Genomic DNA, 11,973 nt, shown 5'->3' with positions numbered 1-11,973 from the left:
TCATTGCCATCCCTCCGAAATTTTCCCACCTAGTTCGGTAAATTCCTGATGAGAAATCGGCGTAAATTTTACGCGCGTTCCAATCGAAAAAGGCAATAGGGTCTGGTTGTTAGGTTGGTACAGATCGACAGGGCAATTACCAATAATATTCCAACCGCCAGGGCTCTCACATGGATAGACTGCCGTTTGATGGTTTGCGATCCCGACACTGCCTTTCGGAACGATCGTTCGTGGGCTGGTTTTCCTTGGCATCTGAATTGAAGGCTCTACATCGGTTAAAAATGCAAAGCCTGCGGTAAAGCCAATTGCACCCACAGTATACGTCTGTTCATGATGAGCCTGAATAACCGCGCTTGCGTCTAAGTCATACAGTGCTAAATCTGGTCCAACCGACAAATCGTAATACACCGGTAGCTCTAAGACATCAGCTTGATGGGACTCTGGCATATTGGTGAGCGCCTGTGTGACAAGGTGCTCTAAGTAGGGAACAAACTCAAATACCGATAGTCGATGAGGAAGATAATCGATCAGAATGGTTTGGAACGAGGGAGTCACATTCATTACCCAAACCCCCAATTGGTTCCTCAAATATTGGCTGATCTCGCCAATGACCCAAGAAAGATGATCGCTGGGCTCGGTATGAAAGCGTATTAAAATAGAGCACTCGGCAACGGGGTCTATTGATGTTTCTATATTCATCGGCAAACCTCCTCTTGTTGCTCTATCACTTTTCTTATATCTTGAATCAATCTAATGCTTTGGTCGTTGTCACCATGAACACAGAGCGTGTCCGCTTCGATTGGGATCAAAAAACCATCTAAAGTTCGCACTTTTCCGTATTTCACTATCTGTTGAACTTGGTCTAACAGCGCATCACGATTCGATATGACGGAATTTTCCATCGAACGGGGGGCAAGTAAACCATTTGCTTGATAGCGTCTGTCAGCAAACGCTTCAAACAATAACGGCACATCGTAACGATCTGCAATATCGAGTAGTGGTTGATTGTCAGTAATTGCCAGTGTCATCAATGGAAGTGAATAGCTTGATACCGCAGACACGACAGCTTCAAAAATGGAAAGGTTAGACTGCATATCGTTATAAAGTGCACCGTGAGGCTTTACGTAATGAAGCTCGGTGTTATGACTTGCGCATAATCCTTGTAGAGCCCCAATTTGATAGATCAGCATGGCGGTAATTTCTTCAGGCTCCATTGGAATACTGCGTCTACCAAACCCATTCAGGTCGGGATAACTAGGATGAGCACCAATTTGAACGTTGTGAGCGATGGCGAGCTTAATCGTATTGCTCATGATCAAAGGATCAGAAGCGTGAAATCCGCAGGCAATATTCGCCATATCAATATGGGGCATTACCTGCTCGTCACACCCCATCTTCCATGAACCATAGCTTTCGCCCATGTCACAATTGAGATAAGTAGACTGCTTTTTCATCAATGAGGGCCTTAAATATAATTTAGATTGGTAACATGTTTCAAAACAGCAAAACAAACAGTGATCGGATTCATTTTTTCGTTAACAAACACTAAAAATATGCCGTGCTGTATGTTAATTGGAATTGATAAATGAAATAATAGCGGTTCCTAATATATCCAGGCACCTTCATGTTATATCGAACGCTCATTTCCGCTATTGTCACTGTTTCACTTTCACCAGTTTATGCTAGTGATGAGCTTAATGATCTTATGTCTATGAGTTTAGAAGAACTTTCTATGCTCGATGTAACAATGGAAACTGCGTCAAAGTTTTCACAAAAGTTGACCGATATTCCTGCCGCTGTCTATGTTCTGGAAGGTGAGCGAATTAAACGCAGCGGCGCAACGACAATTGCTGAAGCGTTGGCATTAGTACCTGGGCTAAGAGTGAGTAGTTTTTCCGCTGTAGAGCCCAACGTTTCAAGCCGCGGTTTTCACGGTGGCCTATTTAATAAGATGCTTGTTTTGCAAGATGGGCGCAGTTTATACAGCCCTGTCTACGGTGGGGTATATTGGGCGGACATCGACTACTTGCTCGAAGACATAGAACGTATAGAGGTATTACGTGGGCCCGCTGGCACGATCTGGGGTGGCAACGCTGAAAATGGCGTCATCAATATCGTGACCAAGTCCGCTGAAGAAACTCAGGGCGGGTTGGTGACAGGTACATACAAGCAGTTTGGTAACTATGAGCTTGGTGCGCGACAAGGGATTCACTTAGGTGATGATGTTTACGGCCGTGCATTCTACAAGTTTAAATCAACTAAACGAGACCCAGTCAATAACCCGGTTCGATGGAACGCGCACCATGCTGGGATCGTTATTGAGAAATCGGACGATTGGACACTCAGAGTCGGCGGTGAACAGTCTGGTTATGATGAAGATATCTACAAAGTTAAGTATGAGAATGGACTTTCAACCGACATAAGCTTCGAATCTACCAATATTGATAGCTACTCATACTATGCGCAGTTTGATAAAGCGATGTCGATTTCTGAACAAACAGATGGCCAATACCGATTGTGGTTTCAGAATAACTATGACAGTGCCTATGACGCACCCGGTAAATATTTGACCATAGATGGTGAGGCGAGCTTTGTTACTAGCTTTACCGACGAGCACAAAATAACTTATGGACTTGGCTACCGATTTGTTCATCTAGATTTCACTTATCAGTCACAGTCTTATGACTTTGATGATGTTCATTACTACGTGCGCCTTTACGACATACCTTCAGCTTCCGATAGTATCGTTAATGGATTCATTCAATATGAAGCAACGTGGGGTGAAAAGCTTTCGACAGTAGTTGGCGCCAAATTAGAGTATTTTGAACAAAATGATCATATAGAACTCTCTCCTCAGGCACGGGCTCTTTATTCATTAACCAACGCTCATACTCTTTGGGCAGGTATTGGGCGAAGTGCAATTGCACCTTCTTATATGGACACAAACTCTTCATATATCGCCAATGGAATCTACTGCCCACAAGGTTCTGACTGTAACGCCAATCCAAATGACTACGAGTATTTCTTCTCTTTGACTGAGCCTAGCCAAGCTGAAGAAGTCGAAAGCGTAGTGACATACGAACTTGGACATCGATACGCCTCTGCTCATGTAGAGCTCGATAGCACCATATTTTTTAGTCAGTACAGCCATATTTCTGGTCAAGAATTTGTCAGCTGGCATCCTGACTATTCTCAGATCGATCTTTATCAACGCACCTATGACTATGAAGTGGATTCATTTGGGGTCGAGATCGCGGCACATTGGCGTTTAGCAGATACCTTCACGCTATATGGTGCCTACAGTTATGTTCACCTTGATCAAGAGTGGGCTCCAAGTCATTCAGGTTCAAGTAATGGGAACGATCAAGACTACTATGATATTGATGGTCAACATCTAGCGTCGATACAAAGCCTTTGGAGTGTGACTGATGCCATTGAATTTGATTTCGTGGTGAAAGGTCAGGCAATCGACTATGGTAACTCATGGCAGCTAGATAACTTTTTTGCTGTTGATGCACGCTTAGGCTGGCAAACCTCAGAGAATGCGCCGCTTGTTGAGCTCCTGATAAAAAACATCGGTGAAACCAAAGGCTACTACGAAGACATTTATGGTGCATACAAGCAAGAACAAAATGTGGCGCTGAGGGCGAGCTATGCATATTAATATAAGTCGTGTCAGCAAAATCACTTCATTATTGTGGCTGTTAACCTTGTCACCAATGACGGCTCATGCCAAATACACTCCCGATCAAGTAAAAGCGGTCTATCTGTATCGAATTGCCACTTTCGTACAGTGGGAAAACGAAGCGCAGATGGATAGCATTAACATCTGTGTTCAAGATAATGAAAAAGTAAACACTATTCTGTCCAAACTCACTCAAGATAAGCTCATCCGCAATAAACCTCTTAAAGTTGTCTCGTCTGATTGTGATGTTCTTTACATTAGCCAAGAGCAAAACCTCAATAGAATTGAGAGTGTACCAACCAATACCGTGACGATTGGCGGTATGGAATCGTTTACTGAGAATGGTGGGGCGATTGAGTTAGTTGAGCACAAAGGCAAGATTCGACCAAAAGTGAATTTGGACAACATCAAAGGTTACCAACTATCTTCGAATTTCCTACGTGTCGCAGAAGTTGTAGGAGGACAGCAATGAAACTTCTCCGTGATTTATCCTTAAAAAGTAAATTGATTGTTCCAATCATTGTTTTTACAGGGATCATCTTTGTTGCGTCACAAGGTTACGTATTTTACAACTCGTTTGAAACGCAAAAAGGAAACCTTATCGACCGCGTAAGCGTGTTGGCAAAAGGGGTCGCCTACAACTTACAAGCCGCGATTCTCTTTGATGACAGCTTAGGGGCGACAGAGGTACTTGATGCGTTTGAGGCGGATGACGAAGTCTATCGAGTGAAGCTATATACCTCAGATGGCCAGCTCTTTGCGATGTATGAACGTCAAAATACGGTGGCACCTGTTCCTACAGAACTGCAACGAAAAGAAATTGCGAGTAGCCAGTATTCTATTGCGAACGATTACATCTTTTTGCTTGTTCCTGTTGAGGTCGAAAATGAAACCATTGCACACCTGCGAGTAACGATCTCTAAAGGATCGTTTGAAAAACTCTATACCAATGCATTAATGAACAGTCTGGTGTTCTTCTTGCTCCTTTCTGTCGCGGGTGTGGTTCTGTACATGACGGTGCAAAAATACATTGTTGGTCCCGTTTATAGCCTCAATCTAGGCATGCGTTCGTTTATTGACCGTAAACAGACCACGCTGAATGTTCAACCTGCGGCCAACGACGAGATTGGTGATCTTGTCAATGCGTTCAATACAATGTTGGAGCGTCTCAGTCAGCGCGATCAACAGGTGGCTTTCACCTTAGGGAAATTAGAAGAAGAAAAGTCATTCGCAAACGAAGTGGTTGAAACCGTAAAACATGCATTAATTGTTGTGAACGCGAAAGGAGAGATCATCCATTTCAACCCTGCATCCTGTGATGTGTTCCGCTGCACGGCCGCCTATTTGAAGGGGGCAACGCTGGTGGAGCTCATTCACGAGATCGACACATCAATCATTTCTCATGCTATCAACTCTTCCGAAGAATTTACCGATGAACAGGTCTGGGTCAAAGATGTGTTTGCGAGAAACCAACTGCTTAACATCACTTCAACGAAATTAAGCAAAGTTGGCCAAGTCTTATTTGCGATTCAAGATATTACTGAAGTTGAAGCCGCGTTAAGAAGGCAACGCTTAGCAGCGGGTGTTTTCGAAAATAGCCAAGACGGCTTAATGGTGACCAATGAAGACGATGTGATCACCATGGTGAACCCGGCGGTAACAAGGCTTCTTGGGTATAATCAAGAATCTCTACTTGGTAAAAAAGCGGAAAGTTCGTTCGCTTGGCAGCAGTTCAGCTCATTAATGCCTACGATTAAAGAGTCAGTGAATAATTACGGCCAGTGGCAAGGAGAGATTTGGGAACAGCATCTCTCCGGTCATAAAGTGCCTATGTTCGTCAAGGTCTCTCGAATCGCGAGTTCAGATGGCACTAATCGTTATGATTACGTCTATATCCTCTCTGATCTCTCTAGCTTAAAAGAGATGGAAAGATTGGAGTACCTTGCGCACCATGATTCTCTGACGGGGTTAGCAAATCGAGCGAAGCTCTATCGCGTGCTTGATGAAACGTTACTGCTTGAACGCGATGGAAAAGAGGGGATTGCTCTTCTTTATCTAGACCTTGATGGTTTTAAGGGTGTCAATGATACCTTTGGTCACGATGCCGGAGATGAAGTCCTCAAGCAAGTCGCTGAAAGGTTGCTTGCCATGTTTAGCAGTCATGATTTAGTGGCGCGACTGTCTGGTGATGAGTTTGTTGTGTTGGTCGAAAATACCACCGCCGAAGCGATTGCCAATACGGCCGAAAAACTGATTGAAGTGATACAGCGTGATATCGTTTACAAAGGTCGAGTGCTTAAAGTTGGTGCCAGCGTTGGTATTCAACATTCGGATGCAATAGAGAAAGATCTTGATCAATGGCTCAAAGCGGCAGATACGGCAATGTACCAAGCGAAAACACAAGGTAAAGGCCAATTTGTGCTCCATCAGAGCTAGGTTTGTATTCTGTCTCAAATATGCTCTATGTTTTGTAAAAGGTCTGCTTTACACTATGGGCAATGATTTCAGAAGGTTAGCAATATGAATGTTCTTGTAACAGGTGGCATGGGCTATATCGGCAGCCACACATGTATTCAAATGATCGAAGCAGGGATGACACCTGTTATCTTTGACAACTTATACAACAGCAAATCTAGCGTGCTTGATCGCATCGAGAAGGTATCCGGTGTGCGTCCTGCGTTTATCGAAGGTGATATCCGCAATAAACAAGCGTTGATTGAGGCACTTACATCTCACTCGATTGAGGCAGTTATCCATTTTGCTGGCCTAAAAGCGGTTGGAGAGTCAGTGGCGAAACCGCTTGAATATTACGATAACAACGTCAATGGTACCTTGGTATTGGTGGATGCAATGCGTCAGGCGGGCGTGAAGTCTATCGTCTTCTCTTCTTCAGCAACCGTTTATGGCGATCCTGCTTCTGTTCCAATTACAGAAGACTTCCCAACCAGTGCGACTAACCCTTATGGTCGTAGTAAGTTGATGGTGGAAGAGTGTCTGACTGATTTCCAAAAAGCGAATCCAGATTGGAGCATTACGCTACTTCGCTACTTTAACCCTGTGGGTTCACACCCTACTGGTGAGTTAGGTGAAGATCCACAAGGTATTCCTAATAACCTTATGCCGTTTGTTTCTCAAGTTGCTGTTGGTCGCCGCGAGTTTTTATCTGTGTTCGGCAACGATTACCCAACGCCAGATGGCACTGGTGTTCGTGATTACATTCACGTGATGGACCTATCTGATGGGCACATTGCGGCACTGCAAAAAGTAGGCAAGAAAGATGGCCTACATATCTATAACCTAGGCACAGGTAATGGTTCGAGTGTTCTTGATATGGTTAAGGCGTTCGAACAAGCATCTGGCAAACAAGTTCCATACCAGATCGTAGAGCGTCGTCCGGGCGATATCGCAGAGTGTTGGGCAGATCCGGCGAAAGCAGCGAATGAACTAGGTTGGAAGGCAACACGCTCACTGGAAGAAATGACAACCGATACTTGGCGTTGGCAGTCAAATAATCCTCAAGGTTACCCTGAGGCATAAACCCAGATAGGTAAAAAAAGCCACCTCGATTTGAGGTGGCTTTTTTAGTTACGCTAGATACAAAATAGGCAAAATTGTCTTAGCGTTTAAAGGAAAGATACTGGGCGGTATCTTAAACCTCTTTATCTTTACCAAGTGATAGAAGCCAAACTGAAACAGCTGCCACTAACGCAAAGCCAGATAAGATGATGAATGGCATCGCACCATAACCTAGGATGTGCCAAATTACTGATTCTAAAGTACTCATAACTTAGGTCTCCTTATTGCCAGCCTTCAATGCCATGCATATCAGGCAGTTTGTGAGCGATACCTTTGTGGCAGTCTACACAAGTCTTTTCACCAGATGCTAGGGCAGTAGAGTGTTGCTTCGCGCTACGTGTGCTTTGCTCTGAGAAATCCATGTACTCGAACTGGTGACAATTACGACACTCGAGAGAGTCATTCTTCTTCAAACGAGACCATTCACGTTCAGCTAAGTGAGCGCGACGCTCCTGGAATTTCTCAGGGGTGTCGATGGTCTTAGCGATAAAGTGCGCATAAAGCTCTTTAGACGCTTGTACTTTACGTACGATTTTATCTGTCCACTCATGAGGAACGTGACAATCTGAACAAATTGCACGAACACCAGAACGGTTAGAGTAGTGAATCGTTTCTTGGATCTCTTCGACGATAGGTGCGTGACAACCAGAACAGAATTCTTCTGTGTTGGTTGCTTCCATACCTGTGTTAAATGCGCCCCAGAATAGAAGACCACCGGCAAAGCCCATAAATAAAACCACACCAACGGCAGCTTTACTTGGACTAGCTAGTTTCTTCCAAAACGCTTTCAATAATTTCATAGGTAGCCTCTTATTTACTCACGTGTGCTTATTTAAGCGCATCGACACTCTTGTATTCATTTTCTACAAGCGGTTTCGCGTTTGCTTGAGGAACATGACACTGAAGACAGAAGTAACGGCGAGGTGATACGTCAGCAAGTACAGCATCTTCACGGTTTACATAGTGAGTCACACTGATTTTAGTTGCACCCATCTCTTTGGCGTTTTTCCAGCTATGACATGCTAGACATTTATTCGCATTTAGAGACACTTCGTAGCTACGAATGTTGTGCGGGATCAGTGGTGGCTGATATACAAAGCTGCTGTCTAGTACTTGTTCACGTGGGAACTTTTTAAAGTCGTCTGCAGCGCGAGTTGTTTCTAACTCACTTGCGCCGCGTAACGACTCAAGACCACCGATACCGCCTGGGTTGTCGATTTCAGCAACGGCCGCGCCGCTGATAAGAGCACCAACAGATAACAGTGCAATTAGAAATTTTTTCATTATTAATTCTCCGCCTAATGGCCAAATTCTTGATTCTGACTGCCCTAAAAAGAGCAGTCAGAGCATTCATATTTAAGCGATCTTAGTGATCTTAACTGGACACTTCTTGAAGTCTGTCTGTTTAGACAATGGATCAGTTGCGTCTAGAATGAGCTTGTTAATAAGAATGCGCGCGTCAAAGAACGGTACGAATACCAAGCCTTGAGGTGGACGGTTACGGCCGCGTGTTTCAACACGAACACGTACTTCACCACGTTTGTTAGCCATCAGGACTTCGTCACCACGACGAACGCCACGTGCTTTCGCATCTGCTGGGTGCATATAACAAACAGCATCAGGAACGGCTTTGTAAAGCTCAGGTACGCGACGAGTCATAGTACCTGTGTGCCAGTGTTCAAGAACACGGCCAGTACATAGCCACATATCAAACTCTGAATCAGGTGCTTCGGGTGGCGCTTCATATGGAGCTGAGATAATAAGAGCCTTACCATCTGGTTTACCGTAGAAGTCCCAACCAGAGCCAGCTTTCGCATATGGATCTGAGCCTTCTTTATAGCGCCACAATGTTTCTTTACCATCAACAACCGGCCAGCGTAGGCCACGTACTTCGTGGTAAACATCGTAAGGGGCTAAGTCGTGGCCATGACCGCGACCAAATTCAGCGTACTCTTCGAATAGGCCTTTTTGAACGTAATAACCGAAGTGGTGCGCATCGTCGTTTAGCTCACGAGATTCTTCGATAGGGAACTTGTTGATCACGCCGTTAGCAAATAGCATGTCATACATAGTTTTACCGCGGTATTGAGGCGCCGCAGCAAGTTGTTCTTCAGTCCAAACTTCTTCCATCTTGAAGCGTTTAGAGAACTCCATAACCTGCCACAAGTCAGATTTCGCTTCGCCAACCGTTTCAACTTGTTGGTACCAAGCTTGAGTACGACGCTCAGCGTTACCGTAAGCGCCTTCTTTTTCGATCCACATTGCTGTAGGTAGAACTAGGTCGGCTGCTTGCGCTGTTGCTGTTGGGTATGGGTCAGAACATACAATGAAGTTTTCTGGGTTACGGTAACCCGGTAAACGCTCACCGTTGATGTTTGGACCTGCTTGCATGTTGTTGTTACACATTACCCAGTAAGCGTTAAGCTTGCCGTCTTTTAGCATACGGTCTTGAAGAACCGCGTGGTAACCCGGTTTTGGTGGGATAACACCATCAGGAATATTCCAAATACCTTCGGCAATCTTACGGTGTTTAGGGTTAGCAACAACCATATCTGCAGGTAGACGGTGTGCGAACGTACCCACTTCACGTGCAGTACCACATGCTGAAGGCTGGCCTGTTAGTGAGAACGGGCTGTTACCAGGAGTCGCAATCTTACCTGTTAGTAGGTGGATGTTGTACACAAGGCTGTTCATCCATACACCACGAGTATGTTGGTTCATACCCATCGTCCAAAGTGACATTACTTTCGTGTTTGGATCGGCATATTGCTTAGCAAGATCAATAAGTTGCTCTTCAGAAACACCAGACATCTCAGATGCTTTTTCTACTGTGTAAGGTGCAACTGACTTCTTGTATTCCTCAAAAGAGATAGAAGACATTTTACCCGAGTTAGGGTTTGCTGCCGCTTTTTGTAGCGGGTCATCGTCACGCAGGCCGTAACCGATGTCGGTTGTCGCTTGCTTGAAGTTAGTGTGCTTGTTTACGAAATCCCAGTTCACAGCATCGTTTTCGATGATGTAGTTAGCGATGAAGTTCGCAATTGCAAGGTCTGTTTGTGGCTCAAAAATGTAGCCTTTGTCTGCTAGCTCAAAAGAACGGTGGTAGTAAGTAGACAGGACGTTTACTTTAACGTGTGGGTGGCTAAGGCGACGGTCGGTAATACGAGTCCATAGAACAGGGTGCATTTCTGCCATGTTCGAACCCCAAAGCACGAAAGAATCCGCAGCTTCGAAGTCATCGTAACAACCCATAGGCTCATCGATACCGAAAGTACGCATGAATGCACCTACCGCTGATGCCATACAGTGACGAGCGTTAGGGTCGATGTTGTTTGAGCGGAAACCTGCTTTCATCATTTTAGCCGCAGCGTAACCTTCCATTACCGTCCACTGACCAGAACCGAACATGCCAACGCCTGATGGGCCTTGCTTTTTAAGGGCTTGTTTCCACTTTTCAGCCATTGTGTCGAAAGCAACGTCCCATGAAACAGGAGCGAAGTCGCCGTCTTTATCATACTTGCCATCTTTCATACGAAGAAGTGGCTGAGTTAGACGGTCTTGGCCATACATGATCTTAGAAAGGAAGTAACCTTTAATACAGTTTAGGCCTTTGTTGACTGGTGCTTCTGGGTCGCCCTGAGTCGCAACAACTTTGCCGTTTTGCGTACCTACAAGAACAGAACAACCGGTACCACAGAAACGACAAGGCGCTTTATCCCATGTGATTTTAGTTTGGTCTGAGCTAGCGATCAGGTTAGTAGCTGAAGCTGGTAAGGTAATACCTGCAACCGCTGCTGCTGATGCTGCCGCGTTTGCTTTCACAAACGCTCGTCTTGTCATCTTCATACTTCGCCCTCGGTCTGGGAATGTTGAGTTCCAGTGTTTTTATTTTTTGATTCGTTTTCATCAAGCTCTGTTTCGATTTGGTGATAAACCAAAACCGTGCTCAAAACGTTTGGTAAGTTGTTGATTGCTTCGATATTGTCTGTAATGAACCCTTGATTTTCTGTTTCCATCACGACGACAATTTTGCCCTCTGGGCTGTCGCCATAAATCTCAGCATTTTCGACTTCGCTTATTTGAGCTTTGATTGTTTCTAAGTGCTCTGGAGCACAATGAACAACTAAACTCGAAATATGCACTTCATTCAGTGACATTGAACATTTCCGTTTTAAACTAATTTGCTCACATTGATGGACGAAGTAGGGCAGACTGCTACGCATGCACCACAACCTGTACATTCATCAAGGTTTAGATTTGGTTGCGCGACTTTACCGATCTCTAACTTAAATTGAATTGCCATGGTGTCGCACATATCTCCACAGCTTCGGCATTCGACATTTTGTGTTGCTAAACAACTTTCGAGGATTGTTGCTTTGGCTTCCCACGGGTTGTTTTCTTCTTTATCAAATAGTGATTCCGGACACGCGTTCGCGCATCCGTAACAAAAAGTGCATTCGCCTTTATTAAAGTCCACTTGAGGAAAGCCACCGTCACCATGAATGATGATATTGGTCTCGCAAGATTCAGCACATTTCCCACAACGGGTACATTGCTCAGTAAACTTAGAGGCATTTGCAAGCCAAGGTAATCGGATAGTAGTATCGTCAACGGTACGTTTTGAAAAAAAGCGTCTCTTGGATAGATCTATCAATATTTCACCTGAACTCGTTAATCATTGTTTCTATGGATAAAAGATTGTTCATAACTTT

Annotated in this window: 12 protein-coding genes; 4 read left to right on the top strand and 8 right to left on the bottom strand. The window is 44.6% G+C overall.

Annotated elements, in window-relative coordinates; all coding sequences use genetic code 11:
• Both EJ063_RS00955 and EJ063_RS00950 read right to left on the bottom strand, forming a co-directional pair.
• Positions 1–699: a 5-oxoprolinase subunit B family protein gene (locus EJ063_RS00955; protein WP_126572136.1), complete on the bottom strand. Its 699-nt coding sequence runs from the start codon at positions 697–699 to the stop codon at positions 1–3.
• The gene (locus EJ063_RS00950) at positions 696–1,454 is read right to left on the bottom strand and encodes a 5-oxoprolinase subunit PxpA (protein ID WP_126572135.1); all 759 of its coding nucleotides are present in this window, start codon (positions 1,452–1,454) and stop codon (positions 696–698) included. Before EJ063_RS00950 ends, EJ063_RS00955 begins: the two co-directional genes overlap by 4 nt.
• A 257-nt stretch (positions 1,455–1,711) precedes the next feature.
• Here EJ063_RS00950 and EJ063_RS00945 point away from each other — a divergent pair, with 257 nt between their 5' ends.
• From EJ063_RS00945 to galE, 4 genes are all read left to right on the top strand, one after another.
• Positions 1,712–3,664, top strand: a complete 1,953-nt coding sequence (locus EJ063_RS00945) for a TonB-dependent receptor plug domain-containing protein (protein WP_244225125.1) — start codon at positions 1,712–1,714, stop codon at positions 3,662–3,664.
• On the top strand, positions 3,654–4,157 hold the full coding sequence (locus EJ063_RS00940) for a YfiR family protein (RefSeq protein WP_126572134.1): 504 nt from the start codon (positions 3,654–3,656) through the stop codon (positions 4,155–4,157). The genes EJ063_RS00945 and EJ063_RS00940 overlap by 11 nt, the downstream gene beginning before the upstream one ends.
• The gene (locus EJ063_RS00935) at positions 4,154–6,121 is read left to right on the top strand and encodes a sensor domain-containing diguanylate cyclase (protein WP_126572133.1); all 1,968 of its coding nucleotides are present in this window, start codon (positions 4,154–4,156) and stop codon (positions 6,119–6,121) included. Before EJ063_RS00940 ends, EJ063_RS00935 begins: the two co-directional genes overlap by 4 nt.
• A gap of 84 nt (positions 6,122–6,205) precedes the next feature.
• The gene (galE, locus tag EJ063_RS00930; protein WP_126572132.1) at positions 6,206–7,222 is read left to right on the top strand and encodes a UDP-glucose 4-epimerase GalE; all 1,017 of its coding nucleotides are present in this window, start codon (positions 6,206–6,208) and stop codon (positions 7,220–7,222) included.
• Positions 7,223–7,334: 112 nt separating this feature from the next.
• Here the strand turns inward: galE and EJ063_RS00925 are convergent, their stop codons facing one another.
• The 6 genes from EJ063_RS00925 to napF all read right to left on the bottom strand — a co-directional run bounded on the left by EJ063_RS00925 (position 7,335) and on the right by napF (position 11,915).
• Positions 7,335–7,469 (bottom strand): TIGR02808 family protein, encoded by a 135-nt coding sequence (locus tag EJ063_RS00925; RefSeq protein ID WP_126572131.1) that lies wholly within the window; start codon positions 7,467–7,469, stop codon positions 7,335–7,337.
• A gap of 13 nt (positions 7,470–7,482) precedes the next feature.
• Positions 7,483–8,061 carry a NapC/NirT family cytochrome c gene (locus EJ063_RS00920; RefSeq protein ID WP_126572130.1) on the bottom strand — a complete coding sequence of 193 codons (579 nt, stop codon included), beginning with the start codon at positions 8,059–8,061 and terminating at the stop codon, positions 7,483–7,485.
• Positions 8,062–8,089: 28 nt separating this feature from the next.
• Positions 8,090–8,545 (bottom strand): nitrate reductase cytochrome c-type subunit, encoded by a 456-nt coding sequence (locus EJ063_RS00915; protein ID WP_126572129.1) that lies wholly within the window; start codon positions 8,543–8,545, stop codon positions 8,090–8,092.
• Positions 8,546–8,617: 72 nt separating this feature from the next.
• Complete coding sequence (napA, locus tag EJ063_RS00910; RefSeq protein ID WP_126572128.1) at positions 8,618–11,107, bottom strand: periplasmic nitrate reductase subunit alpha; 2,490 nt, start codon at positions 11,105–11,107, stop codon at positions 8,618–8,620.
• Positions 11,104–11,418, bottom strand: a complete 315-nt coding sequence (locus EJ063_RS00905) for a chaperone NapD (protein WP_126572127.1) — start codon at positions 11,416–11,418, stop codon at positions 11,104–11,106. Before EJ063_RS00905 ends, napA begins: the two co-directional genes overlap by 4 nt.
• A gap of 14 nt (positions 11,419–11,432) precedes the next feature.
• Positions 11,433–11,915: a ferredoxin-type protein NapF gene (gene napF / locus EJ063_RS00900; protein WP_126572126.1), complete on the bottom strand. Its 483-nt coding sequence runs from the start codon at positions 11,913–11,915 to the stop codon at positions 11,433–11,435.
• Between the last annotated feature and the right edge of the window lie 58 nt (positions 11,916–11,973).

The organism is Vibrio aquaticus, from assembly GCF_003970385.1.
GTDB classification, from domain to species: Bacteria; Pseudomonadota; Gammaproteobacteria; order Enterobacterales; family Vibrionaceae; genus Vibrio; species Vibrio aquaticus.
The sequence above is the reverse complement of the archived record's forward strand: the minus strand, read 5'-3'. Positions and strand labels throughout refer to the sequence as shown.

Coding starts and splice junctions, on each gene's coding strand:
- EJ063_RS00940 (WP_126572134.1), top strand. CDS start 3,654: ATGCATATTAATATAAGTCGTGTCAGCAAAATCACTTCATTATTGTGG.
- EJ063_RS00920 (WP_126572130.1), bottom strand. CDS start 8,061: ATGAAATTATTGAAAGCGTTTTGGAAGAAACTAGCTAGTCCAAGTAAA.
- galE (WP_126572132.1), top strand. CDS start 6,206: ATGAATGTTCTTGTAACAGGTGGCATGGGCTATATCGGCAGCCACACA.
- EJ063_RS00915 (WP_126572129.1), bottom strand. CDS start 8,545: ATGAAAAAATTTCTAATTGCACTGTTATCTGTTGGTGCTCTTATCAGC.
- EJ063_RS00945 (WP_244225125.1), top strand. CDS start 1,712: ATGAGTTTAGAAGAACTTTCTATGCTCGATGTAACAATGGAAACTGCG.
- EJ063_RS00950 (WP_126572135.1), bottom strand. CDS start 1,454: ATGAAAAAGCAGTCTACTTATCTCAATTGTGACATGGGCGAAAGCTAT.
- EJ063_RS00955 (WP_126572136.1), bottom strand. CDS start 699: ATGAATATAGAAACATCAATAGACCCCGTTGCCGAGTGCTCTATTTTA.
- EJ063_RS00935 (WP_126572133.1), top strand. CDS start 4,154: ATGAAACTTCTCCGTGATTTATCCTTAAAAAGTAAATTGATTGTTCCA.
- napA (WP_126572128.1), bottom strand. CDS start 11,107: ATGAAGATGACAAGACGAGCGTTTGTGAAAGCAAACGCGGCAGCATCA.
- EJ063_RS00905 (WP_126572127.1), bottom strand. CDS start 11,418: ATGTCACTGAATGAAGTGCATATTTCGAGTTTAGTTGTTCATTGTGCT.
- EJ063_RS00925 (WP_126572131.1), bottom strand. CDS start 7,469: ATGAGTACTTTAGAATCAGTAATTTGGCACATCCTAGGTTATGGTGCG.